At 46.8% G+C, this 26,328-nt stretch carries 22 protein-coding genes; 1 reads left to right on the plus strand and 21 read right to left on the minus strand.

Features of this window, described 5'->3' with window-relative positions:
- Positions 1 to 81 precede the first annotated feature (81 nt).
- The 5 genes from GL182_RS12145 to GL182_RS12165 all read right to left on the minus strand — a co-directional run bounded on the left by GL182_RS12145 (position 82) and on the right by GL182_RS12165 (position 9,887).
- Entirely contained in the window at positions 82 to 1,488 is a 1,407-nt protein-coding gene (locus GL182_RS12145) for a neutral/alkaline non-lysosomal ceramidase N-terminal domain-containing protein (RefSeq protein ID WP_240469804.1), read from the minus strand.
- Between the two features lie 24 nt (positions 1,489 to 1,512).
- Entirely contained in the window at positions 1,513 to 2,913 is a 1,401-nt protein-coding gene (locus GL182_RS12150; RefSeq protein ID WP_163379949.1) for a neutral/alkaline non-lysosomal ceramidase N-terminal domain-containing protein, read from the minus strand.
- 135 nt (positions 2,914 to 3,048) lie between these two features.
- Positions 3,049 to 4,815, minus strand: a complete 1,767-nt coding sequence (locus GL182_RS12155) for a RagB/SusD family nutrient uptake outer membrane protein (RefSeq protein WP_163379950.1) — start codon at positions 4,813 to 4,815, stop codon at positions 3,049 to 3,051.
- A 14-nt stretch (positions 4,816 to 4,829) separates the two neighbouring features.
- A complete protein-coding gene (locus GL182_RS12160) occupies positions 4,830 to 8,000 on the minus strand; it encodes a SusC/RagA family TonB-linked outer membrane protein (RefSeq protein ID WP_163379951.1) in 3,171 nt (1,056 codons plus the stop codon).
- Positions 8,001 to 8,591: 591 nt separating this feature from the next.
- Positions 8,592 to 9,887 carry an amidohydrolase gene (locus GL182_RS12165; protein ID WP_163379952.1) on the minus strand — a complete coding sequence of 432 codons (1,296 nt, stop codon included), beginning with the start codon at positions 9,885 to 9,887 and terminating at the stop codon, positions 8,592 to 8,594.
- Positions 9,888 to 10,057: 170 nt separating this feature from the next.
- Between GL182_RS12165 and GL182_RS12170 the strand changes: the two genes are divergently transcribed.
- Positions 10,058 to 10,483, plus strand: coding sequence for a c-type cytochrome (locus GL182_RS12170; protein ID WP_240469805.1), 426 nt, complete (start codon positions 10,058 to 10,060; stop codon positions 10,481 to 10,483).
- A gap of 40 nt (positions 10,484 to 10,523) precedes the next feature.
- Here GL182_RS12170 and GL182_RS12175 read toward each other — a convergent pair whose 3' ends face one another.
- The 16 genes from GL182_RS12175 to GL182_RS12250 all read right to left on the minus strand — a co-directional run bounded on the left by GL182_RS12175 (position 10,524) and on the right by GL182_RS12250 (position 26,319).
- Positions 10,524 to 11,894 (minus strand): hypothetical protein, encoded by a 1,371-nt coding sequence (locus GL182_RS12175; RefSeq protein ID WP_163379953.1) that lies wholly within the window; start codon positions 11,892 to 11,894, stop codon positions 10,524 to 10,526.
- 42 nt (positions 11,895 to 11,936) lie between these two features.
- Complete coding sequence (locus GL182_RS12180) at positions 11,937 to 13,022, minus strand: dipeptidase (protein WP_163379954.1); 1,086 nt, start codon at positions 13,020 to 13,022, stop codon at positions 11,937 to 11,939.
- Positions 13,019 to 13,408 (minus strand): RidA family protein, encoded by a 390-nt coding sequence (locus tag GL182_RS12185; protein ID WP_163379955.1) that lies wholly within the window; start codon positions 13,406 to 13,408, stop codon positions 13,019 to 13,021. The genes GL182_RS12180 and GL182_RS12185 overlap by 4 nt, the downstream gene beginning before the upstream one ends.
- A gap of 30 nt (positions 13,409 to 13,438) precedes the next feature.
- Positions 13,439 to 14,218, minus strand: coding sequence for an SDR family oxidoreductase (locus GL182_RS12190; RefSeq protein WP_163379956.1), 780 nt, complete (start codon positions 14,216 to 14,218; stop codon positions 13,439 to 13,441).
- Between the two features lie 20 nt (positions 14,219 to 14,238).
- Entirely contained in the window at positions 14,239 to 15,015 is a 777-nt protein-coding gene (locus GL182_RS12195) for an SDR family oxidoreductase (protein ID WP_163379957.1), read from the minus strand.
- A gap of 1 nt (position 15,016) precedes the next feature.
- Positions 15,017 to 15,937: a Gfo/Idh/MocA family oxidoreductase gene (locus GL182_RS12200; protein WP_163379958.1), complete on the minus strand. Its 921-nt coding sequence runs from the start codon at positions 15,935 to 15,937 to the stop codon at positions 15,017 to 15,019.
- Positions 15,938 to 15,944: 7 nt separating this feature from the next.
- The gene (locus GL182_RS12205; RefSeq protein ID WP_240469806.1) at positions 15,945 to 16,901 is read right to left on the minus strand and encodes an aldo/keto reductase; all 957 of its coding nucleotides are present in this window, start codon (positions 16,899 to 16,901) and stop codon (positions 15,945 to 15,947) included.
- Positions 16,898 to 17,722: an HpcH/HpaI aldolase family protein gene (locus tag GL182_RS12210; RefSeq protein ID WP_163379959.1), complete on the minus strand. Its 825-nt coding sequence runs from the start codon at positions 17,720 to 17,722 to the stop codon at positions 16,898 to 16,900. The genes GL182_RS12205 and GL182_RS12210 overlap by 4 nt, the downstream gene beginning before the upstream one ends.
- A 184-nt stretch (positions 17,723 to 17,906) precedes the next feature.
- On the minus strand, positions 17,907 to 18,377 hold the full coding sequence (locus GL182_RS12215; protein WP_205603641.1) for a GyrI-like domain-containing protein: 471 nt from the start codon (positions 18,375 to 18,377) through the stop codon (positions 17,907 to 17,909).
- Between the two features lie 62 nt (positions 18,378 to 18,439).
- Positions 18,440 to 19,723 (minus strand): exo-alpha-sialidase, encoded by a 1,284-nt coding sequence (locus GL182_RS12220; RefSeq protein WP_163379960.1) that lies wholly within the window; start codon positions 19,721 to 19,723, stop codon positions 18,440 to 18,442.
- 173 nt (positions 19,724 to 19,896) lie between these two features.
- Positions 19,897 to 20,364, minus strand: a complete 468-nt coding sequence (locus tag GL182_RS12225) for a DUF1569 domain-containing protein (RefSeq protein ID WP_240469807.1) — start codon at positions 20,362 to 20,364, stop codon at positions 19,897 to 19,899.
- 631 nt (positions 20,365 to 20,995) lie between these two features.
- A complete protein-coding gene (locus GL182_RS12230) occupies positions 20,996 to 21,346 on the minus strand; it encodes a DUF86 domain-containing protein (RefSeq protein WP_163379961.1) in 351 nt (116 codons plus the stop codon).
- The gene (locus tag GL182_RS12235) at positions 21,347 to 21,637 is read right to left on the minus strand and encodes a nucleotidyltransferase family protein (protein ID WP_162417264.1); all 291 of its coding nucleotides are present in this window, start codon (positions 21,635 to 21,637) and stop codon (positions 21,347 to 21,349) included.
- 240 nt (positions 21,638 to 21,877) lie between these two features.
- Positions 21,878 to 22,558 carry an SAM-dependent methyltransferase gene (locus GL182_RS12240; RefSeq protein ID WP_163379962.1) on the minus strand — a complete coding sequence of 227 codons (681 nt, stop codon included), beginning with the start codon at positions 22,556 to 22,558 and terminating at the stop codon, positions 21,878 to 21,880.
- A gap of 276 nt (positions 22,559 to 22,834) precedes the next feature.
- Positions 22,835 to 25,165 carry an aminotransferase class III-fold pyridoxal phosphate-dependent enzyme gene (locus tag GL182_RS12245; RefSeq protein ID WP_163379963.1) on the minus strand — a complete coding sequence of 777 codons (2,331 nt, stop codon included), beginning with the start codon at positions 25,163 to 25,165 and terminating at the stop codon, positions 22,835 to 22,837.
- 32 nt (positions 25,166 to 25,197) lie between these two features.
- On the minus strand, positions 25,198 to 26,319 hold the full coding sequence (locus tag GL182_RS12250) for a sialidase family protein (protein WP_163379964.1): 1,122 nt from the start codon (positions 26,317 to 26,319) through the stop codon (positions 25,198 to 25,200).
- Positions 26,320 to 26,328 lie beyond the last annotated feature (9 nt).

Here is a 26,328-nt window from a genome sequence, read left to right on the forward strand (position 1 = left end):
TTACCAGATTTATTTTTATTCTGATCAGGGGTCGGTTTACTTCTGCTCATTGCGTAAAAATAGGATGGAAATTCAAATGAATTAATCAGGTATCAAATTAGCTTCTAACCGGGGAACCCCCACCTGCCCGGCGAGTCGAATACACTCGTGCAGGATATCAATTTCTATGTTTGAGGCCCAGGTACTGGGCAAGCCATATACCATTTGGGAAGAAGCACCCTCATAACCCCCTTCTCTAAGGATGGTTGCAGTGGGGATATAAGCCATCACATCATTGGAATAGCCCATTACAAAAAGCTGCTGTCCAAAAATTTTTTTCAGCTCAACAGCATATCCTACGACGGTTTCGCCTCCTAAAGTGATTATGGGCTGGTCCCCCAACTTCCATACCTGAACAGGAAAAGGATATGATTTCATCGTTTCCAAACCTTTGCTTCTCTCTTCCTTCATTCGGGTAGCCCATCTTTTCTGGTAGCCCGAAGAAGTAGCAATAAACTTCGAAAGGGATTCCATAGCTGGCGGTTTGGCAAGAGCAAGATCTACTTCGGAATAAGCGGTTTGAATACTTGCCTCCAACGGTCTCATTTCTTCACTTAAAACCCTTTCTACGGCAGCAGCCAAACTTTTGCCATATTGTTGGGCAAGAAATACCGTCCTTCTTGGAAGGGGATTTTGATCTGCCCCTGCGCCCTGAAAAAATAAAGCCACGGATCCAGGGTAATTTTTCTCCAGTTCAATCTGTGCAAAACCCGGGTAATCCCCTGAAATCCTGTAGTCCCCAAGCACCGTAGGATGACAGGCATATCCAAAAGCAATGGCAAGGATATCGCCGGTTTGATTGGTAACTTTGATTACGGGCACGGCGTAATCATTGGGCCCTTTCAATTCAGTAACTGATTCCAATGCATTTTCTACATTATTTCTGCGATTGACCTGAAACCTGCTGAGGCCATTTTCCACAAACAAATGCGCTGGTTGAAGCGAAGCGAAAGCATCCTCCACCAATCGAAACATCTTATCTACCAGGGCATCCGAATAACGGCTTACCTGCAGTTTTTGGGCTTCATTAATGGGGTAAATATCGGAAAGCGAATTCTCCAAAACCGGGCCGGAATGACTATGGGAACTGTTGATAATGATCTGTGCCTTGCTTAGTCCATGCTTTTCTTGCAACCCGCCCCTGATCCTGTCTGAAAGTGCCTTTGGCATGGCCAAAAGGTCTGCTGTGATCAATACGGCCTGCTTTCCGGAGGCATCTTCCAGGGCAAGGGCCTTGATCCAAATGGGATGGATTACCTCTTCAAAAGGACGATCCCTGCCACCATACCCGGCCAGCCAAATAGGCTCTTCCGGTGTGATGTCAATCCTGGAAACTCCAGCTTTCCATTGCGTGGTAAACTGACTTTCAACAGCCCTGGCTTGCCCGGCAGTAAATCCAAAAAGCAGCAGCGCCACCATTGAGAAAATAGAAGATAAACAGGTATGCATGATGTGGTTTTTTTTAAATGATATTTAATTTTTAACCGAAATTTCCTGGGGCTGGATACCCACCTTTTCTGCAACTTTCAAAGCTTCCCCAATAATCCGATCTTCAATATCAAACGCCCAGGGCGTAGTGAAAATAGGGGATCGCGTACCTTCATACCCCCCCTCCTCTAACACGGTCCTGGTAGGAATATAGGCCATTACATCATTGGAATAACCCATCACAAAAATATCCTGACCAAAAATCTTCTTTAATGCAATGGAATACCCGATCAACAACTCCCCACCAAAAGAAAAAATGGCCTGATCACCTAATTTCCACGCCTGAACCGGATAGGGGTAGGAAGTAATTAGGGATTCTCCGCTATCCAGTTTGGCAATTAAAACCTTTGCATTTTGTTTCAGGTATTCGGGATAATCAGAAGCCTCCCCAGTAATGTGCACCAACTCCTCTCTGCTTGGTGTAGGCCTGGCAAAAGTAAGGTCAATTTCAGAATAAGCAGTAGATAACTCCCCCTCCAAAGGAGTCATTTCCTCCCCTAGCACCCTTTCCACAGCAGCGGCCAATTCTTTCCCATATTGTTGGGCCAGGGCAACAGAACGCCGGGGTAAGGGATTCTGGTCAGCACCAGCTCCCTGAAAGAAAAGGGCAATGGTTCCTGGAAAGTACTTCTCCAATTCTAATTGCGCAAACCCAGCATAGTCACCCGAGATTTGATAGTCAGACAATACGGTGGGATGACAAGCATATCCAAATAGTAGGGCGATCATTTTTCCCTTATCGTCAGTCACTTTTATGACCGGGACAGCATAATCATTAGGTCCATTCAAATCAGTTTGATGGTTTAAACTGGCTTCATTATTATTTCTTCGGTTTACCTGAAACCGGGTCAGCCCATTCTCAGCATAAAATTGAACCGGGCTAAGCGATTTCATGGTATTGCCCACCAAGTCCAGAATTTTATTCTCCAGATCTTCAGCATATCTTTTGATTTTATCCAATTCTGACTTATCCAATTGGAATTGATACCTGTCGTAATCGGTTTCGGGACCGGTATGGGTATGCGAACTGTTGAGTATGACCTGATCTTTGGACAGCCCGTATTGACTCATCAGCCGGTCACGAATCTGCCGGGACAATTTCTGGCGGATACCCACCAGGTCTGTAGTCACCATAACTGCCCTGTTTCCAGAGCCATCTTCCAATATAAGGGCTTTAGCCCAAATGGCATGTCTTACTCCTTCGGAGGGATGGTCCCTGGAAGCGTATCCCGCCATCCACATGGATTCATAAGGGGTTATGTCTACTTTCGACACGCTTGCTTTCCATCCTGAATGATCCTGCCTGGAAAAGGCGTTGTTACTGCTTACCAACATACCCAGGGACCAAATAAAGTAAAGCGTAAATAAAGAGGGCATCTTTTTCATTTTCTACAGGTGTTTTAGGTACCTAAAAAGGGTCGATGAAACTATGGTGCTATTTGAAATTTGTAAAATTCCCCCACTGCCTGCGTAACCAAATGATTAACAGCAGTGGGGGAAGTACTTAGCGGACCAAAACAATTACTCCACCACTTCTAATGGAGGAACATTATTAGATGATCCGGTGTAACCCAGGTTCTGATTGATCCTTCCCAGGGTATTGGAATTAACCATATCGTCGTCTATGGGCCACTGAAAATGGTAAGGCATGATCCTTGGCCTTTGGCCCAAAAGGATGATTTGATCACTCCTGTCATAAAAATCGTTTAGGTTTCTTACCCGGTCATAATAATAATTGTTTTCATGAAGGGTTTCAAGATTATATCCGCCTTCATTCCTTGCGGCCATGATGTAGGATACCCGGTTAAGTTCATTTTGCCTGGGTTCCTCAGCAAACAACTCCCTTGCTCTTTCATCAAATATAAAATCGATGGTGACATCCCCCGGGCTTATGGCAGGTGCATTGGCCCTTTCCCTTACGGTATTGAGGTCCATGGCAGCACTGGCCTGGTCACCATTCCAATAATAAGCTTCGGCCCTTAGAAGGTAGGTTTCTGCCAACCTAAAGATGTACCAGTCACCATTGCTTCCCATGGGAATACTGGTTTGATCCGGAGCATTTGGAGAATAGGTTTTATAAAACGGCATAGGATATATCCTGGCCCAATATTCAGACGGAATGTCCATTTGGTCCCTTTCGATAGGTTCCCTGTATTGGGAGGAGGCAGGATTGTTATAATAAACTTCCTCTCTGTCAAACCAGTTGATGTCGGCCCTTCTCAAATCAGGTGTATTCGTATAATCAAAATTTCCCTCTTCCCAAATGGTATAACTGTGCCAATCGCTTAAAGCCACATCAGGGTTTCCCCGTCCCAGGGAATCGTACATGGGACCACTGTCGACTGTTCCGGGATTACCGTCTTTGTCTTTAACAAAGGCTTGGTAAAAGGCACAATGATAAACTCTCATAGTAAATAGACCTGGGGTCCTTGCCGTCGGTGGGGCTTCCCATCTGTCAACAAAGGCCAATATGTTCTCTGTATTCTGTCCCATATTTTTGTTGGCATGCCGGTGAAGATCCCATATCACATTTTTGGCCGGATCATCCGCTTCCACCCCAAACCTCTCCGTCATCAGGGAATAAGGTCCGTCAATCACTCTGGTAGCTGCTTCAATGGCTTTGTCAAATTCCATATTGGCCAGGTAAATTTTGGTCAACAAATGATCACCTGCCCCTTTGGTTGGAATACCTGGTGCAGCAGATACAGGCATGTGTTGCACGGCAAATTCCATATCAGACTGAATCTGATCCAGAATGGCCCATCTGCTATGGGTCTGGAAATCCAGCCTGACGCCACGTACCTCTTCTTTTAAAAAGGGTAAATCACCATAATTCCCAATCAATCTGTAATACCAATAAGACCGGTGCCAATAAGCTTCCGCCAAGACTTCATTTCGATCTGCCTCATCTACCCATTCCAGATCATCAATCCTGGTGATGACCACATTGGCATTTTTCACCATTTCAAAGATGTCATTGATCTGGGTAACAAATTGCTGGTACCTGTCCGAGTTGGGGGTCAGGGCTGTAAAATCCATCTGCAGCCAAGGCACACCTGCTTCTGAGGCTGCCCACTGATGGGCCATGAAGTTCTTCTGAGCCGTTTGCTCGCGGGTAAGATCTTTCCTCATGGTCACCAAAACCGCCTCATAACCTGCCCGGTCCACAAATACATTTTCAGTGGTAAAGAAGGACAAGGGTTGGGGCTCCAAAAAATCCTCATTACAGGCTGCCATCACCAAATAAAGCATGGGTAAAATAAATACTAATTTTATATGTCGTTTCATCTTTTCGGTAAATTTTATAGTGATAAATTGAAACCTACAGTGACAATTCTTGGCATAGGGGTAAGTCCTGATTCAGGATCCCATCCCGGCCAACTGGAAAAAGTGTACAAGTTTCTGACTGATCCAAAGATTCTTAAATTTTGCATGTTAAACCTTTGTGCCATGGCGCTTGGTAAATTATAAGACAGGGAAAGATCCTGGACCCTTACAAAGGAGGCTGATTTATAGGGCATGACGCCACCACCAAAAGGAGAGTCATTTACACTCAATCTGGGGTAATCATTGGTCCTGTTGTCTGGTGTCCAGTAGGGGTAATTGGCAGTATTAATTCTGTCAAAGGTAGACCATCCGGCTACAGAGGGAGGAAAAGCCCTCATGTGGCCCAGGTCAGCCCGGATAAAGATAGAAGCCGTAAAGTCCCTTAAAAAAGTAATATCATTTCGGAATCCAATCCTGTGACGGGGCTGGCTGAACCCAATGAATTTTTTGTCCTGTAAGGCTTCATAAACGCCGTTATCATCCAAATCGTCCGCTTTAATGTCACCAGGGTCAAGATTATATTCAGCCGCTTCCTGAGCCTCTTCTACCTGCCAGGTACCCAGAATATCATAATCCCACACCACATCTATTGGCTGACCGATAAACCATTCATTTTCAAAATCAGGTATTTCACCGGAGAGGGTCTGGCCCTGAAGGGTATATTCACCGGTATCACCAAATAAGGATATGATTTCATTCCGGTTCATGGAATAATTGATATTGGACCTCCAGGTGAAATTGGGTCTGTTGATGTTTACCGCTCCTAAGGTGGCTTCAAAACCCCTGTTGGCCAATTCCCCTATATTAGATGTCACATTTTCAAATCCCGTCACCCTAGGCAGGGAGCGATCAACCAAAAGGTTCACCGTACTCATGTCATAATAATCCAACGTCAGGTTGATGCGGTTGGCCAATATTCCGATATCAAAACCAAGGTTGTAGGATTCGGTTTCTTCCCAGGAAAGTTCCGGATTGGAAAGGGTGGAAGTGAATATCCCCATTTGCACCTGGGAACCGTTAAAATACTGGTTGCTTCCCATTTGGGCAAATGAAGAGTAAGGACCGATATCCCTGTTTCCATTTACACCCCAGGATAACCTCATTTTAAGCTGATCAATCAAACTTGAATTGTAAAACGATTCATCTGAAATTTGCCATGCCAAAGCCAATGCCGGAAATATGGCCCTGGGATTTTCCCTGCCAAATGCACTGAAGCCATCCCTCCTTATCGAGCCTGTAAACAAATATTTACCCATCAGGGTATAATTTAGCCTTCCCATCAAGCCTTCGCCGGTATAGGTAATGTCATCTGTTCCTATGGTGGGGTCTCCACCAAATTGCATCCCGTGGTAGCCCAAAATCGAGCTGGGAAGAAAGCTTTGGTTGGCCATATTTGAACTATATATCCTGTTCTTTTCCAAATTGTACAAAAAGGTGACGTCAAAATTGTGCACTCCAAATTCTCTGTTCCATTTAAGCAGGTTATCCACCATCCACTCATAGGTATTGGATTCAAATCTGGTGGCCCTGCCTCCTGCGTAAGTTTGCCCACCGGTAATGGTCTCCGGTGACCAATAGTTATAATCCCTTACACTTTCTATCCTGGGCTGGTAAGATGATCTGAAGGTGAACCCAAACGGCAATTTGAACTCAGCAAATAAAGTATTGAAAAAGTTGTTTCTTTTATGAAACCGGTCCTGTCCCAGGTAATTGATCAATGGATTTTGACCTCCGATGTATCCATGAGGGAACCACTTTATGGAACCATCCTCTTCGTACTTTTGCGCGTATGGGCTTGTCGAATACATCCCTCCCAAATTGGCCTGAACCACACTTTCATCCCTGGAAGAAAACTGGGAATTCAATCCCACTTTCATCCAATCCGTCACCTCAAAATCAAAATTAACCCTGGAACGAATCGTGGAAAATTTATCTCCCACAATTATCCCTTCATTATCCAAATAACCCAGGGACCAATAGTATTTGATTTTTTCTGTACCTCCACCGATGCTAAGGTCATATTCCTGCCTTATGCCAGGCTTCATTACTTCATCTCTCCAATTGATGGTTTCTCCGGCCTGGTAGGCCGTTACTTCGTTAGGAAAAAAGTTCAGCCTGGTCAGCCATTCTCTGGTATCATCCGGATTAGGATTGTTGCTAGAAGCCCTCCACTGTTCGAGGGTAACTCCTTCCGGCAGTTCACTGGGATTGAACCAATGATAATCCGGCTGGGCCTGTCCCAAAGTTCTATAAAAATCCCTTCGAAAGTCGAGGTACCCTTTTGGACCACGTACCGCATATTCATCATTGGTCGGTCCGGCTACGCCTAACTTGGTGGTGAAATTAATGGTGGGTGTACCGGTTTTACCTCTGGTGGTGGTCACCAAAATGACTCCTGATGCCGCCCTTGCTCCAAAGACTGCTGCCGAACTGGCATCTTTAAGGATATCTACGGATTCAATGTCATTGGGATTGATGTCCCGAAGGCTACCATTAAAAATCACCCCATCCAGAACCACCAGTGGTTCGGTACCTGCACTTAGTGAGGTGGGTCCCCTTACTTCCAGCGAACTTCCTCCAGCAGCCGAAGTCCCCTGATTGGCATTAAAGCCTGCCACCGTTCCCGCCAACATATCGGTAAGTTGAACGTTGCTTTGGTTTTTAAAAGATTCAGGGTCTACCCTTACTACAGATCCGGTAAGATCACTTTTCTTCACCGATCCGTATCCTACTACCACCACTTCCTCCAATTGCGCCTGATCGGCGACCAGGTCCACATTGATGGTGGTTTGGTTACCTACACTTACCTCTTGAGTCAAATATCCCACAAATGAAAATATCAATTCGGCATCTTCACTAGGAACCCTGATGGAATAGGAACCATCAATGTCAGTGACTGTTCCCTGAGCTGTCCCTTTGATTAGAATATTGACGCCAGGTAAACTTTCCTTGGTAGAATTATCGAAAACCTGACCGGTAATCTGCGTTCCTTGCTGTGCTGTGGCAGAATTAACGGCAAACCAATAAAAAACCAATGTAAAAAGGGAAAGAACCAATGCTTTTGGAGGATTTAGTGATTTACACCAATTCCAGAAGGTATGAAACCTCCCCCTTTGATTGTTCTGTAATTCGTAAATTTTCTTCATAATGTAGTGTGTTAAAGGATAAATTAATAAAAAGGTTAGTTTGGCTTTAATAGTCTTCTTTACGTGTACGTTACCTTAAAAATAAAATTTTATAAAACAAGATCAAAATATTTCGTGTCTATTAATTGATGAAAATTATAAATATTAACCTTTGGTTTGAGCTGGTTAATTAACTTTTTCAATAATGAATATCACTTGAGTCAATCCTAAATATCAAATTGATGATTAGCCTGCAAAAAACATACTTTGAATGAGGGTTACCCTAAAAACAGCAAATTTTACATTAAAACCAGGACTTTACGTGACTAGTCCGATCCTATGGAAAACCATTGGAAGGAATTTAACTGCAAAAAGTAAATTTAATCCTTCCTATATTTAAATAACTTGAAAGTAAATACCTCTAATCTATCTGAAAAAAGCTTTTTTAACCTGAATACCTAACTTCGGTAACTACCGGAATTGGGAGCAGAAATCACGATTTGGTACAAAACTCTTAGGTGTAAAATTTCATTTACTGGCGGAAACCAATTCTCTTTATCTTATAGACAATACCATTCATTGAGCCATCAATCCAGAAAGTAAGGCCGCAGTTTAATTCAATTCCATATAATCTACGGCCAGTTGGCTCAGAGCCCTGACTCCCAAAACAAATCCACTTTCATCCAGGTAAAAATCAGGCGTATGGTGGGAAGGAGCCGTTTCCGAATCTCCTTCAGGGGGCATGCCACCCAGAAAAATAAACAACCCGGGTTTTTCCTTTTGATAAAAGCTAAAATCCTCTGCTCCGGTCACGGGATCATGTAGCCATACATTGGCTTTGCCCGCTACCTTTTCCAGGATGGGCAACATCGATGCTGTCAAATCCGGGTCATTGTGGGTTACAGGGTACATCTTTTTTATACTGATTTCTGCGGCTGCACCGGCACTCTCCGCAATATTTTCCCCTATTTCTCTGATTCGTCGGTGAATAAGCGTTTGCTGGGACTCACTGTAAGTTCTGATTGTACCGATCATTTCCACTTCTTCCGGAATGATATTGTGTCGTACCCCACCGTGAATCGCACCAATGGTGACGATCGCAGGAATTTCGATGATTTTTACATTTCGGCTTACAATGGTCTGCAATCCCATCACTATTTGAGAGGCCGTCACAATGGGATCTATGGAAGACCAGGGATACGCCCCATGGGCCTGCCTGCCTTTGACCAATATCTCCAGATTGTCCACGGCAGCCATGGAGGGACCTGGTTTATATTTGATGACACCTGCCGGGGTCTGGGAATTGATATGTAATCCAAAAATGGCATCCACATCTTCCATTACTCCTTCTTCTACCATCTGCTTGGCTCCCCAGCTTTCCACAGTCTTATCTTCCAGCCCCTCCTCGGCAGGCTGAAAGATAAACTTGACTGTTCCATTCAGTTCGTCTTGCATGCCTGCCAGCAGCTCCGCAACGCCCATCAGGATGGCTACATGGGAATCATGCCCACAGGCATGCATCACACCTGTTTCCTGGCCATTGTAATTGGTGGTGACCTGAGATTTGAAGGGCAAATCATTGCGCTCGGTTACCGGCAAAGCATCCATATCCGCCCTGATGGCTACGGTAGGGCCAGGCTTGCCACCTTTTAAGACCCCAATAACTCCTGTTACCGCCACTCCTTCGGTGACCTCCATGCCCAGATCCCTCAGATGGGCAGCAACAATACCTGCCGTCCGGGTTTCTTCATTGCCCAGTTCGGGGTGTTGGTGAAAATCACGTCTCCATTCTATCACTTGTTCCTCCAGGGCAAGTGCCGTTTGGTTGATCTGTTCTTGCATCCCGGATTGTCCCCGGGCAAAGGTGGTCATAAAAAGGAGTGAAAGGGTTATTATTGCTTTTTCCATCGTTATTGGTTTTCGGTAGAACCAAATTTAATAAGTTTCACCATTCCATATTCAATATCTATTGAATAATTCCAGTATTCCAGCCAATACTATACTGAAAAAAATAACGGTTAGGTCAAATTTTGGGAAATTAAATTAAGACTTTTTTATCTTTTTTAATACATTTGTGTATGGTCACCAGGAAATGTACAGGCATTTATCAAATCATGTTGTTGGCTTCGGTTCTATTGGCCGGGTGTGAGAAGGATCTTCCTGCCGAAAAAGAAAACGATGCACCAAAAAAAGACTATATCCGAAAAATCGAGGGAAAAAGTGAGCCCATACCGGATGAGCTGGTATCAAAAGGAGAAGTATTGATAGCTTATTCGGGATGCGCAGATTGCCACCGGACCGATACCAAAGCCAAGGGACCTGCTTTTAAGGATATCGCTCAGAGGTATCCTGTCCAACCTGCCTATGTGGACATGCTGGCCAGAAAGGTCATCTCAGGAGGCTTCGGATCATGGGGAAATCCGGTTATGAGCCCACACCCACACCTAAAAATGGAAGATGCCCAAACCATGGTCTATTATATCCTGTCTCTGGATCAGCTTTAATTTCCTTCCCGACAGGATGCCTGTTTTCCAGGAAGGCTTGCTAGGACTTACTTAGCTGAGTCAATTCCAACACTTTTTCACGCATGATCTTTTCCGCCTGCCCATTCAGGTTACTGATCCTACACCGCCAGGTCTCATAACCTCCCCTTTCCAGCTCATGCAAAGGAGGCACATACCCCAGGTTTCCATTGGCCAGGCAGACGGTGAAATAGGGTTTTCCCTTCATTTCCTTCTTAATTTTCAGGCCTGTTTCAGCGAATATCTCTCCAGGCAAGGCCCCGATTCTGCCCGCTCCGATATGAAAAACCTGTACCGGACATTGGGCGATAGCAGGAAATTCGGCCAATAATACCTGTTCCCGGGCATAAAGGTACTCCCAGCCTTCCTGATTGGGCAGCAAATTTTCATAATCTCCCCTGCCTACCTTTTCTCTGGCTTCGGCCAGCTCGTTTTCATTGGGAAGCCTGCGCTTTACCTCCACTACTTCATAGCGAAATGCTAGTTTTGGCTGGGTTTCCCAATTCAACTCAGGGATTTGTTCAATTAATTTTGCTGCAAGGTCCTCCCCGATCAATTGACTTTTGGCAAAATGGGCTTCAGGATAATTTTTTTCCTTCAGAAAATCCCAGATATTGATATCTCCACTGGTCCCGTTACTGAGGATCCCTATAAAATCCTCCTTTGCTCCCAGTTGTTTTTTAAGGGCCTTACTGAAAGTACCAAAATAATCGGCCGTGATGGTACCATTTTCCCAATCGCCCACATAGTGCATGGAATAATTGGCAAGGATGCTGATCCATTCTCCCTTTAAGTCCTGAACGGCCAGAAAACCCAATTCCGGATCCGGGCTGGATACAGGGCTGATGATCTGCTTCTCCACCCCAAAAGGGTTGGTTTTAACGGCATCCTGCTTTCCACTCACCGGATTGACGGGGGCATAGTCTTCCTGCATCCAAAACCTCCTGCAAACGGCATGTTCTGGAGCCTGAGCGGAACCAAAAGCCAGCCGGGCCGGCCTTTTTCTTTCTCTGGCCAGGGACACCGCCCGGGCGATCCGTTCTGGTAGGCACTTCCGGTAGGCCAGGTCTGCCTGCACCAAATGTACTTCTTCCACAGCTCCTGCAGCATGGGTGTGCGTGCTGCTTACCAGGATGCGGCCAGGCTCCAGGCCCTGCTGCTCATGGATCATCGCTTTGGCTTCATCAATCAATTCCTGCCCCATGACACAGATATCTACCACTACAAAAACCAAGCTCCCACTCCCATTCTCCAACCATAGCGCTTTGGCAAATAGGGAGTCATGAATGGTCCGGGCATAATGGGTGACAAAATCTCCATTGATGATGGTGCCCAGAGGGGGCGTGGTATCCACCTTTGCTGCTCCGGCCATCAGTGTTAAGTCTGCTTTCATAATTTACCAGTAGTTAGTTCAAAAATTTGCCTGGTTCAGCATTCATACGGGCAAGGCATTGCGCAAAAACCGCAGCCAGTTGCCGTGAAATATGTTGTCAATATCCTGACTGGTATAGCCCCTCCTATCCAGAATTTCCTCGTATTTCTGAAGGTCCGCGATAGAATTCATGTCCCAGGGTGACTGTTCGGTACCGAAAATTCCATCCAGATCACTTCCAATGCCAATGTGCAGGCAATCACCCGCAAGTTGGCAAATATGATCCCAGTGGTCTACCAGCTGCTCCAGCCTGATATCCAGCTGCCAGGGGTCGGATATGGTATCTATAAAGCGGATGTCCATGGCCCAGCAATCCAGCATACCTCCGATTACCGCCCCTCTTCCCGCCAAACGTTTAATCTGTTCATCGCTCAGTTGCCTTTGATTGGGTACAATTTTTCGCACATTATGGTGACTTGCCCAAACCGGACCACCATAGCTATCCAGGGCTTGCTCAAACCCCTGGTCGGTCAGGTGGGTCAGATCGAGAATCATTTGGTATTGTTCCATGACCTTCAGCAGGTCCATTCCCAAGGGGCTGATGGGGCCTTCGGTTTTGGTTCCGGGAGCATACCTGCCAGGCCCGAAATGAGAAAGTCCCAGGGCCCTCAGGCCATAGGCATGCGCTTTTTCCAGGTAAGAAACATCCACCAGAGAATCCGCTCCTTCGAGATTTAGCAGGTAACCAATAGGTTTGCTGGTATCCGCTTGGGAATCGTCATTCCACAGGTCCACCATTTGGTCGAGTTCTGTTCGGTTGGTGATTTGTTTCATTTCTCCCAGGGCTTCCATTTCCCGGTACCATGCCAATTGTGCCTGGGTCATGGCCCATGCCTGCTGGGGTGAATTCCACCCTGCCAGGGAAGAATCAGGCGGGGAATAACGTGCCAGTTGGGTGGCTACTACAATGCCAATTTTACCTTTCCTCAATTCTGGCAGGCAAACCGTCCCCTTGCCACGGTCCGGTTTGTCGGGCATGTGCATTTCCGATTTCCGGATTTCAGCCAGTGGAAGGCGCAGGTCCCGGTTCCATTCGATGGCATTCATGGCCAGGTCCAGGTGGGCATCAATGATCAGTCTTTTTTTCATCTGTCTTCAGGAATCCTGGCAATACAATCAATTTCTACCTTAAGCCCCTCTGCCAATACTGATTGAACCGTAATTCTGGCTGGTTTGGTTTCTTGGAAATAAGCTGCATACACCTTATTGTACCGGTCAAATTCACTGATATCGGCCAGGTGTACGGTACACTTGACGATGTGTTCCATACTGCCTCCGGCAGCTTCTACGATGGCCTTAATGTTATTCAACGTCTGGGTGGTTTCCTCCTCAATGGTGCCTAACTTGAATTGGGAGGTTTCAAAATCCACCGATGCCTGGCCACTGACAAACAGGAATCCATCTACCAGGATGGCATCAGAATAAGCTCCGGTATCAAATCCCTGAGCGCGTTTGGGATGTGCGATTTTTTTCATGGTCATTTGATTTTTTGTTAAACTAAAATTTTACCAGTTCGTCCAGCCTCCATCCACCACCAGGTTATGTCCGGTAATGTATGCAGAAGCATCGGATAGCAGAAAAGCCACAGGGCCGGCTATCTCATCAGCCTGGCCTGTCCTTTGTAAAAAGGTTTTCTTTTCAAGCTTTGCCGTGAATTCCGGATTTTTCTTCCCTACCTCCAAATTGGGGAAAGGCCCCGGGGAAATACAGTTGAAGCGCACCTTTTGAGGTCCAAAGTGCATGGCCAGGTACCTTGTCATCTGTATGATGCCTGCCTTGCCCACGCCATATTCTATGGGGTTGGGATTCATGGGTGGTTCATACATCCCGGGATCAGGTACCACCATGCCATACATGCTGGCAAAAAACACCAGGCTTCCTCCTTCATGAGCGGCCATGGCCTTACCCACTGCTCTTCCCAAAATGAAATTGGCCGTAAGCCCTGTATGGTTTACGGTGTCAAATTCTTCTCCCGATATGTCCTCCAACTTCTTGGTGGTAGCCGCATAGGACAGGTTTACCAGTCCATCCGGAGGGCCGTATTTTTCCCTATTTCTCGTAATAAACTCCATCAGGGCTTTTTCATTGCCTATATCCAGGGTTTCGGGAACCATTTGACCTGCAAAATCATGTGCTTCGGCCAGCTCGAAAGCCTTATTATCCAGGTCAGCGCAAATCACCTTTGCACCCAATTCGGTCAGGCGTTTCGTTACGGCAGCTCCCAGGTAACCGGCTCCACCAATCAGCCAAATCCATTTGTCCTTTAATCCGAATTGATCTTTCATTGCAGCTGTTGAATTATTGTCTAAGCATTGAGGCCCCCATCCATCAGGATATTTTCCCCATTGATGTAGGCCCCGGCCTCGGAGGCCAATAAAACCGCAAGCCCTTTGATGTCATCTTTATTGGCCATCCTTCCCAGGGGTACTTTTTTGCAGTAATTGTCCAGGAAAGGCCTGGGCTGGTGGTTAAACAGGCCTCCGGGTGAAATACAGTTAAAGCGAATGTTTTTACCGGCATGCATTTTGGCCAGGTAGCGGCTGAGATTGATCAGTCCGGCATTGTGGAAGAAATAATCCGGTGGCAAATCGCCCATGTCCGTTCCTTCGTAATTGGAAAGATCGGGTCCCTTCATGCCCATCATGGAACTGATGCTGATGACAGATCCACCACCGCTGCGGATGATCAAATCGCTCATTTCCCGCACCAGGTCCATCATGCCCGTGGCATTGATGTGCATGGACGCTGCAAATTGGGCAATGGGTGCACCGTAGCCTTTCATGGGCCGGGAAACCGCATTGTTTACCAGGACATGTAACCCACCAAATTCTTTTGAAAGGGCTTCTTTTAAAGCCTGTACGGAGGCAGGATCCCCCTGGTCCAGTTCCATGGGATGTACTTCCAGTCCTCTCTTCCGAAAAATACCTGCAGTTTCCCTCGCCGATTCCAGTTTCCTGGAGGTGGTGATGACGGTTCCTCCGGCCTCTGCCAGCCCTTCTACCAGGCATTGGCCATATTGACCGGATCCCCCGGTCACCACAATGACCTTTCCTTCTAAATTAAACAAATCCTTTATATGCATGTCATTTCAATGAAATTACCCTTCCGTCATTTTCATAACTTTCCCAAGCCCCTATTACTGTCCGGATGATCGCCCCGGTCTTTTCAAATTCCAATCGGGAAGCCCCCTCCTCCACCGACCGGATGAATTCAATCAGGTTGTCCCGGAACATGGCGTAGGAATTTTTTATTTCTGCTATCCGCCATCCTTCAGATCCAAAAAAGGAAAGCTGAAAAGTACCACTGATGTCCTTGAACAGGTGAACCGTCGCCTTGAGCCCGTGCTGAAAACCGATCACTACAATGTCTTTGTCCTTTTCACCTACATGTTGTACCCATAATGGCGTGGGGTCATCCAGGGTGGCGAACAGGGCTTCCAGCAAGTGCACCCCATATTTTTTCCAATCCTTTTTACCTACAGCTGTGACCAGGTGCAGTTGGCCCAGGGATTTGATTTCTGTCTTGATGGTCCGGCATTCATGGGCATACCGCATCGAAGAACAGGACATCAGGAATTTTCCCGAACGGTGCTGACTGCTGAAATACTGTAAGTCAGCCTTACTGAATGCCAGGGGCTTGTCTATGAATATCGGGATGTCGGCCTCCAAAAAGGCTTTGGCCATGGCCACATGGTTTTCCGGATCATCTCTGGCCAAAATCACGGCATCCACTTGCCCGATCATGTCTTCCAGCCGCTCCACTACCTGGTCGATTTGGGAAGATTTGGCGATGCTCTTACTGATTGCTTTTTCCTGGCACCACACGTGGGTTACCCTTGCATTCGGTAAGCCCAACGTATCCTTGTTGGCCATCAGGTAATCGCTCACTGCAGGATAACCCAGCGCAGCAATCTCCTTTCCGTCAAAGGTCCCATTGATAATGGCAGACCAGGAATAGGGATGGGCGTTGCCCGGACTCATACCGATTATTCCAATTTTAATCATTTATCTATCAGGTTAACCAGCCCATTTTATCCCAATGGGGCAGGTTGATGAATTCAGGTTGAGGATAGGCCAGTCTTCGGGCCAACTGGCGTTCGTCCTTGTTCAAATATTGACCATTTGCTGCCTTTAGGGCATGATCCAGGTAAGTCTCCTTATCAATGCCCACCAATACCGCCGAAACCTCGGGAAATGACAAAGCGAACTTGATGGCCAGTGCAGGCAGGTCAAATTCACCGCCATGGGTCAATGTCCCGTATTTTTGGATGTGTGCCTCCACTTCAGCAAGTGGTGCAGGCAGGTCCTTTCCCCTATCGCTCAACAAACCTTTAAGCAATACCGACCTGATGATGATGCCCACCCCACTTTTCCTGGCCTGATTGAACATGGCAGCCTGCCTTTGGTCCATCAGGTTAAAGGGTAATTGGATAAGGTCCCAAACCCCGCTGTCAATGGCAGTGCCCGTTTCTTCTACGGAATAGGTAGAGACACCTATGGCCTTTACAATACCCTTTGCTTTAAGCTCTAGAAAGGTTTGGCCGATTTCTTCATGTCTCAGGATCTCTATATCTGCCTGGTGAAGCATATAAATATCCAGGTAATCGGTACGCAGACAGGCCAGGCTTTCTTCCAATGAGGCCAGTATTTTGTCTTTAATTTGCTTTGGTTCCGGTAGGTTGCCTTGTTCATCCCTGAGGTGCCTGCATTTGGAAGCAAGTACTACCTGGTCTCTTTTGGATACAAAGGCTTTTCCGATGAGGGTTTCACTATTGCCGTACATACGGGCAGTGTCAAAAAAATTTATCCCCCGGTCCAAGGCATCATTTAACAATTTGATGGCCTCCCGCTCATTCAGCATGTCTTTGGCAGAATTAACCCCCAAGCCATAAGGCATCCCGATTTCCACCGCCCCAAATGCAATTTCGGATACTTCTATGCCGGTATTTCCCAAAGGCCTTTTGTTCATTGTTTTTGGGAGGGGTTATAATAATCAGGCCTGTTTTGAGCTTCCTTTTCTTCCTTCGTTTCAGCAATCAACTGGTTACAATATTGGGTAAGCCCTACAACATCCGCTCCCACACTTACAAACTGATAGCCCATTTCATGTAACATGCCCAATTGCTTTGGTCCCCCAGTGGTCCCTGCAAATTTCCCGTGTTTGGCGGCTGCGGCGGCCACCTTTTTCCTGGCCTCCTGAATTTTGGGATGATCCATGTCACCAGGTGCTCCTATGGCCTGACTGAAATCGCCAGGTCCGAAAAAAAGCATATCGAAGCCATCCACCTGGGCGATGCCTTCCACTTCTTCCAACGCTTCGGGGTCTTCGATTTGCAAGATAATGAAGCGTTGCTGATTGGCATCTTTGAGGTATTGCTTGAAATCTGCCGCCGTGTAGGCCCCGTCGGCATTGCCTCCATCAATGGCCCGCATCCCCTGTGGATGGAACCGGGTCATCGCCACTACCTTCTCGGCATCTGCTACGTTCATCACATGAGGCACCATGATCCCGCTGGCATCCAGCTCTAGGGGTTTGACATAATCGCTGTAGCTGCCCCTGGGCACCCTTACCAGGGTGTCTTTGTTCTGGGATTTGGCTGCCCAAACCTGTGCCGTAAGGATGGACCAGTCATGGCCGATGTGCTCCTGATCCAGCCAAATGCAATCGAATCCGGCAAGGGCCGCCATTTCCACCACCCGGGCATCTGCCAGGTTTATTTTAAAACAGGACACATTTTCGCCGGAGCGTAATTTTTTCAGCACCAGGCTGGATTTCATGGGAACAGTCATATCGGTTTTTGCTTGATCAAATGTAAGGTAGTAGCCAGGCAGTAACTATTACTTTTATTTGGAAAGATGGTACTATTTTTCATGGCCTGTACGGACAAGTGAACCGCCTGAATACCAAATTAAGGGATTGACAAATATAAAAAGAATGAGGGTGGGTGAGCAGCCTTCCAACGTGTCTTTCCGATTATCCGGTAGATACAAATATATCCACCTCAGCATCATTCCAGTTCTTGCTTCTTTCGTCATACACTTCAAAGTCAAAACCATAAGCTCTCTTGATTTCAGAACGCCAGATGTGCTCCCATGAACCGACCATACAATCGGGCATTTCCCCTTTGGCAACTATTTTAAGGTAATGCTGTTCTGGTACTTCAAGACTTTGTAGCCCCTGCGGCGTAACTGTTTGCGAAAGAACTTTACAGCCTATAAAGTAAGAAAAAGGTTGGGAATGATCCCCTTCATAATCAAAATAAACGGCATAGATTTTATCCTCCATTTTGTTAGGAATTTGACGAACATATTGGCCTTCTTCGAACTTTTGCCACAAATTGCCGCCATCCACCATTGACTTTCCATTTTTGTTGGTCGTCTTTTCAGGAAGTTGGAGGCCAAGAAGCTTAAATCCGGGAATTTTCATTTTTTCTCCTAATTTCATTGTGGTTTGTTAAAGGAATTTTGCCAAAATTAAATAGCAATAGTACTTGCCACATAAAGAGTTTAATTACCAAATAAAGCATTGGGCTGGTTCCAGCAGATTTTCGCCACATAGACACTGCCATCGCTGCCGTGTTTTTCTACGCCCTCAGGCTGCATCCATTCAGACACGGTCACCCAGGTTTCCTCCGGACTGACCGCTGTAACGCCGAAATTGCCCAGGCGGGCTCCTCTTTCCGGAACCAGTATCCGTTCGGTATTGCGGATCACCACCAGCTTTTCGGGATCCACCCTAGCCATAAAAAGCGGTGCCCTGTGCCGGAACACATGGTCATTCCCTGCTCCCCGCCGGGTATAAACAAGGTAAAGGCCTTCGCTATGCGTCACCCAATGCTGCTGGGTATTGTAATTGCCTAAATCCGTTCCATCATCAAATTTCCAAAGCTTAATGGGCGCGTAATTCAGCCCGTCATCACTTTGGGTAACAAATCCATGATTGTCATTCCGAATGGTGAGGTAGAATTTGCCCTGAAAATGTGTCAGGGAGGGTTCATGTAGTCCCCTGCTATCATCGGCGATGGACAAATCATTGCCCTGCTCCAGAAAGCGAAGCTTTTTCCCATCAAAAGCACAGCGCGTTACCGTAACCTGGGAATTGCTTCCCGGAGGCATAAAATAAACGGGCAAAAGAATATTTCCATCCACTTCGTCCCAGCGCTGCACACAGCCGGCCCCTGCATTTTGAAATTTTTCATCGTCTCCCATATCCAATTTTTCCCAGTCGGACCATTGGTTTCCCTGGGGATCATAGATAGAAAATGCGGTATGCCGGGGTCTTGGGTGGGCCACTTTCCAGTCCCTGGTATAGACAATGGTATGCCCGGTGCCCAATAAAGTGTTGCTTTTTTTATGCCAGGAGGGCCAGAAATCACTGGCCGCTACGGGGCGCTCCTCCCCTTCCAGCTGCTCGGTCCGTGGGGCCAACGGAGGAAGGGCTTGTGGATCGGTCCAACTTGCACCCCCATCCTCCGAATGCATGCCGAACATTCCCTTAAAAACATCACTCCCCGATAATTCCAGTGTATTAAGGGTCATGACGATTCTGGGCATCCCTGCTTTTCCAGCTCCGGGAACGATTCCAGCTCTTGGGTGCACCCAGCACTTTTCCCCATCAAACAAGCGGGTAGGCACCTTCAGGTCAAGGTGATATTTCAAGGTGTCCTGGCCCGGAGATGACTTGCCTGGGCCTCCAAAAAGGGCAAGGGGAGCGATGCCTGAGAGTGTGATGGCTGCGATCAGGCCATCCTTTAGAAAGGCCCTTCTGCTGTCGGATTCATTGGGATCCATAAGCTCAGTTATTTTGGTGGAAACGTTAAAATACATTATTTATCCATTACCTGAAAGCCTGTTTTTGTACGGGGCTATCTGGTAGCCTTTAAAGTGCACCTGTGATTTAGGTCAACAGTTTGGACAAGATATCTTCAAATTTGATAGTGCTCATATTGATGGGTTTATAATTGCTAGACACCAAATTGCCTCAAATGGTGGTCGGTATGCTTGTAGGCCAGAATTCCAATTTGTTCTCTGGTCATTTTTCCAAGAAAATCGTGGATAAAGGCTGGATTGTGAAATTGATCATAAGCCCGGATTAAGGCTATCCATTTTGTTTTTTCTGCGTCCAGGTCACCCGTCGGGTCATTTATTTTGAATTGGGCGGAGGTAGGGATATTTTTATCCAAGGGCTTTTCATCCTTTATCATGCTCCGCAAAGCCATTTTACCAAATAGTCTGCCCATCCATGCCTGCTTATAGACATGTTTGTCTTTGCCCAAAATCCAACCGTTCCAATAGGTATTGTGTTTCACCATCTGAAAAACATTCATTTTGCCCCATTGGGCTTTATGGCCTTTGGTCAAGGCACTGATTCTTAACACCAAAACTTCCCGTACCCTTTCATCAAAAATTGTGGTCAAATTTAAATCTTCCATACACCAGTACTTTGTTTTTCTCAATTTGTTGCTGTAAAAAGGAGCTATTTATGGCCTTTTGTTTCAATAGATCAACTTCTCTTTGTATCAGTTGCACCAGTTGAAATTTTAGATTGAAATAGTTGTCGGAATAGGATAAAGGGGATTGTCCTCAATATCCACCTTCAGATCAACATTACTTTCAGGTTTGAATGGATTGGTACAAAACTATGCCTGGGGATGGGTTTGCGTGTATATGTCCGCATCCCTCCACCTGTTTTTATTGGTCAAATTAAGTATTTCGGACAAGGAATCAAGCCCGAACGATTACTTTTTTATCCTTATCCACCTTTATTGCAATTTGGTAACGACACCGATTAGCAACCCTGGTAGTGAAAGTCGATTCCCGACCTCTGGTTTTTTAAGGAAAAGTGTTGTCGGAAGGGGTTTCACGCCGAGACCGCAACGAAGGCGCGGCGAACGCAGAGGAATGCAATGCCCGAATATATGTCCTCTAGCGATTCAGTATATGCAAAGTACGCAGGTTGGAGAGATTCTCGTTCGGCTTTCGATGAAACTTATACGGGCGGAAACCTTTGATTTTGCTGATTTCTAGCCTATTTTCTATCTAATTTTGTTGTGCCTTCGTGCTTTATTTTCCCCTTTGTATTATTCTTTCAATTTGAGATTTATTTTCAGGTAGGTAATTTGTGGCTACATCCCATATTATCTCATAATCAATCCCAAAATATTCATGTGATACTTTATTCCTGAGCAAGTACATTTCATCCCAGGGAACATCTTCGTATTTGGACCTGATCTCTATGGGTAAATTTTTCGCAGCTTCTCCCATAACTTCGAAATTTCGGATTACCGCATCTACCGTTTTATAATCTTTTTTGAATTCATTGAAGGAAAGTCCATCTATATATTCAGCAATACGATCCATCGAGGTAATTATATCCTCAAGATACATTTGGTAATTGCGATTCCTTTTTTTCATTTAGACATAGTTAATCTTTTTATAGATGCTATCTCTAATTTGATCTTTAATCGCATTCTTTGTAACCAAATCTATTTTCCGTTTAAAAATTTTCTCCAGGTATATTTCCAATGTAAAAAATTTCCATCCAATTGGCCTCTCCAATTCTACAATTAAGTCAATATCACTATCTTCATCAAAGGAATCATCCGCAAATGATCCAAAAAGACCTATCTCTTTCACGGCAAAATCTCTTTGAAGGGTAGGCTTAAGATCCCGTAACTTTAATAATATTTCACCTTTTGACATCATAAATCAAAGATAATAAATTGTATCAAGTTTAGCGATTTGATTTTTTCAGCATGCGGCACAACATCTGTAGGCAGCTATATCTTGAATGGGGACTTGCGTGTATAGGTACTAGGTCCACCATCCCCCCTATTATCATTGGTCAAATTAAGGATTTCGTATAAAAAATCAAGAGCGAACGGGTATTTTTTTGATACCGGGTCTGCACCTATGGCTATTTGGTACGTAAACCTACTGGCTATCCTATTTATTTTGTATTCTTAACATCTTATTTCCTCCTTTTTGAAATTCATAGCTAACAGATTCAATGCTGCAGCTATAGCCATTTCCAAATTCCTCCAGGATGCCATCTAATACTTCGGATTTTTTTGCATTCAGATTTAACAAGGGAAAAACCCTTATTTCTTTACAGATTCTCAACATTTCTGCCATAGATTTTATATGAAATTCAATCCCCAGTTTTGAGTACAAGATTAAAAAATGAGAGCTCAACCCCAGGTCAAAGGCTTGCGCTTTAAAACTTGTCGTTTCCGGCAGCTCATGATGTACATACCGATGTTGATTTTTTCCCAATTCAAAATCAGCAATAAAATCTGACATGGCACGCATCCTAATGTGTTCCAGTTCCTCCAAATCTTTTATCGAAGTCCAAACAAAATTATTTTGATTTTCTATCATTTGCTTCATGACGGTATCCCTTGCTGACACAATCTGCCTATTCAATTCATCTTTCGAGAATTGATAAATTGGGTCAAGCGAAGTAACCGTCTTGTTTTGTTGTGTCATTTCGTAATTAAAACTCGCTGGACCATCCCCAAAACTTATTATCTTTTTATTAAGGTCAAGGTCTGTTAAGTTGAACATGCTTTTATACTCCGCTAATGATCGCCCCCAGGGAACTGTATTTTTTAATTCAAATGCCATTGTTTTTTCTTTAATACCTTCGTAAACACTGAAATTGAATTATTTCTAATTCATGCGGATGTAGTTAAACCCTATTTCCCAGAGCCACCTAAGCTAATCAAATTAATCCATAGGCTAGTCTCCTGATTCCTGATTTCGAATCCCATGATTTTCTATTTTCTGTTCTGAAACAATTCTCACAAAAGTCCCGGTTCCGCAGCCCAAAGCTGCAACATTAATGTTTTTTGATTGGCTATAAAAAGGATAGCGTCAAATAAACCGTTAACCCTTATGGTCTTAAATCAACCTGGAAAAGCCGCTTTTCGCCACCTCCTCGTCCCGTAAATTGCGATAACTGCCTGTGGACAGGCTTTCTGAAAGTGCAGCAAACACCTTGTCCAAAGCGAGCCCATATTTTTCTACCTCCACTTCCCCATGGGCAAGGCAGGGGTAAAAGGCCGTGCCTGCCAAAAAGCCCTGGGCCAACATCATTCGGGTAAACAAGGTGCGCAGGCGCTCTCCTTCAGGATGAACAAATCGAAAGCCAGCCAGGCAAGGAAAGCCGGTGACTTCGATGGGCAATCCCCATTTTTGGCCCAGCTCCCTCCATAGCTGCTGAACCTTGCCACCTGTTTCGGCCAGGCGGCCGGGAAGGTCCTGTTTTTTCATTTCTCCCAGCGTGGCCAGCGCCGCCACGGGACCAATGCTTTCGCTCCAATAGGTACTGCTGATAAAGGAACGATGTGCGCCCTCCATGGCCCATTTCCTTCCGATCACGGCTCCAATAGGAAAGCCATTGCCCAGAGCTTTGGCAAAAATCGCCATGTCGGGATCCACCCTGTACCGCAGGTGAAGTCCGCCCAGGTGCATTCTCCATCCGGCGGTGATTTCATCAAAGATCAAGACAATCCCCAACCGCTGAGTCTCCTCCCGGATCAGCTCCAAAAATCCGGGAAGGGGTTCCTGATTCCTTGCCGGCTCCATCACCACTGCCGCCAATTGCTGCCCATGGGTTTTGATCAATTGCCTGAACCCATCCACATCATTATAGCGAAAGGTAAAGGCGGTGCCCCGCAATTCTTCTGGTACACCAGCCGGTTCCAGGCCGGGAAGCAAGTGGCCTTTCAAGGCATCTGAGGTCCCCAGGTTGGCCGCCAGGTACCAATCCTGCCAGCCATGGTAGCCACAAATCCCCACAATAGACCTGCCCGTAGTCGCCCGGGCAATGCGTACCGCCACAGCACAGGCTTCCCCTCCGCCACGGGCCATCCTGACCTGATCGGCCCAGGGATGTAGCACACAAAGTTCATCCGCCAATGCCAGCTCCTCGGGTGGGTTCAGGGAACTCATATTGCCCATCCTGATGCGCCGCATGACTGCCTCATTCACCGCCGGATGGGCATAGCCCAGCAGGCAGGAACCCACCGCATGGGTGGAAAAGTCATAATAATGGTTGCCGTCCAGGTCCCAGACCTCACAACCCCGGGCTTCACAGAAATAAGGGGGCCAATGCCCGGGCGCCAGGTTTTCCGGCCGCTTGCTGAGCAGGTGAACCCCTCCGGGAATCCGGCTTTTGGCCCGACGGTAAAGTTCCTGGTTCTCCGCCTGCTTTTCTTCTGCGCATCCGAGCAGGCGCATGCCATTATTACAGAATATTTGTTCCCGGTCGTTTTTGTTCAGCCCCATCCATTCACAGGCCTGTTTCAATGCCCTGAGGGATTCGATACCTACCAGGCTGGGCTCCGCCCATGCCTTCTCCCAGTCACAGGACTGCTGGTCCAGCCAGATAAACCCATCACCCACCGTTATGGCTTTGCCCCGAAGGGAGGAAACCGGAAAATCACTTCCCCACAACAACCGGCCAGGACCAAAATGGTGCAAAACCGACATCATGGCCTGGGGTTCACAGATTCCTGACATGTCAAACCAAACATTGGGCAGGTCCTTCAATGCCGAGATCCCGGCAGCATGGGGTCCATGGAAAGAACGGGCCACATGGGCAAGGACCAGTCGGATACCGGGATATTGCAAGCACATGCGGCGGATGGTTTCCTGATTGGAAGGATCCGTAATGGCCCGGTCTTTCATGATGTGCATCATGACCACCGCCTTCCGCTCATGGGCCCATTGCCACCAGTATTCCGGAAAAAATCCACTGATGGAGCTTTGCGGAGTAGGCTTTTCTCTGCTGTACACATGGTAAGGTTTTAGCCCTACCACCTGTGGATGCGCGAGGGTCTCCGCCAGGTCTTCCACCCGCATTTCGGGCCGCACCAATGCCAGCCCCCTGCTTCGGGGATCCTGCTCCAACTGCTCCCGGAGAAAAGTGTTCGATGCGTGTATATCTGCCAAAGGAAGCGGTGCCGGAAAAAACAAGCCCCCCAGCAGCCGGGCTCCGGGAAAAAAGGGTTTCACCCCTGATGCCCATTCCGGAATGCCTACCGAGGCCGGACCACCCGTCCACAGGCCTGGTTCCTTTAGGTTCAGGTCTCCGGTCTGGTAAATATGGGCATGACTGTCCCATACCCTGTCCGGTAGAAAATCTGCAAGGCTTTCCACCATTTCCCGGTCCTTGGTGGTAAAGCTCCAGGAATAACCCTCCTGATCCCTGTATTTGTCATCGCTCATTTGCCCATCGTTTTATGGTTCAAAATCATCCATTATTTACCCAATTCCACCCTAATGAACCGGATACTTGTTTTATCCGGAAGGGTGCCCTGATAATAATAGGCCAGCAGTTGCCCATTTCCCAAACCCATCAGTTGGGGATGTCCCATGGAAAAGCGGGACATTTCTGCCCAGGCTTCCTGCATTTTCATGTACCTGCTGTCCTGCCTTTCCGAGGGCAATGTTTCCAGCAGCATGGCCTCATCAAAGGTCTTCCCTTCATCCCGGCTGATGTAGGCGTGTATTTCCGGCATTTCCCTTCGGTCGATGGCCACCAGGGCCAGTCGGCCATCCTTTAAAGCCACCGGCCTCCCCGGCTGTCCATAGATGCCGATATCCTTGGGTTGGCTCCAACTTTTGCCTCCATCCCTGCTTACTGCCCGGTGGATATTTTGATATTGATTCTGCCTCCCATCAAAGGTCCAAAAGAAGTTGACCAGTGACTGCCCATCCCGAAGTACTGCAGGCCGCTGGTCCCAGTAATACATGCCCGGTTCGCTTGTAACCAGACTCAGGTCGCCCCAGGAATTTCTGTTGTCCTTGGAAAACAGGCAAGCCGAGCGGTGCAGCCATGGTTTGGGATCATGGCGGAATTTATTGATTTCAAACTGGCAAATCAAGGTCCCATCGCCCAGGGACATCGGGGGACCGGTCAAGGGCACCGGGCCTCCGGCACTTCCGGTATCCATCAGGCGGGGAGCGGACCAGTCCCTGCCCTCATTCTCACTGAAACTGTAATAAATCCGGGTGTCTTTCAGGCTTTCATGTTGGGGATCAAAAAAGGGTGATTCGGGCTCGGAAGCATCTACCCAATTGATGACCATCAACACCCGGCTACCACCCAGTGCGAGGAAATACAGGCTATGAGAATTACCAGGGCGTCCTCCGATGGGCGGTAATGGCACTGGCTCAAATGGCGGCACCCAGGACCTGCCCCCATCATCTGACCAGGTCATCATGGCTTGCATCTGTTTACCATCCTTTTTCCTATCGGCTGCCCTGAATCCCGCCAGCCAGCGGCCGGAGGGCAACACTTCCATGGTGGGAAAGGTAAGGCTTTTGAGGCCTGAGGCTTCCGGCAATCCACATACAAGTCCTTTTTCCAGAATTTTCATTGGCCCGTT

The sequence above is a fragment of the Cyclobacterium sp. SYSU L10401 genome, assembly GCF_010993705.1.
In the GTDB taxonomy this organism is placed as follows: Bacteria; Bacteroidota; Bacteroidia; order Cytophagales; family Cyclobacteriaceae; genus Cyclobacterium.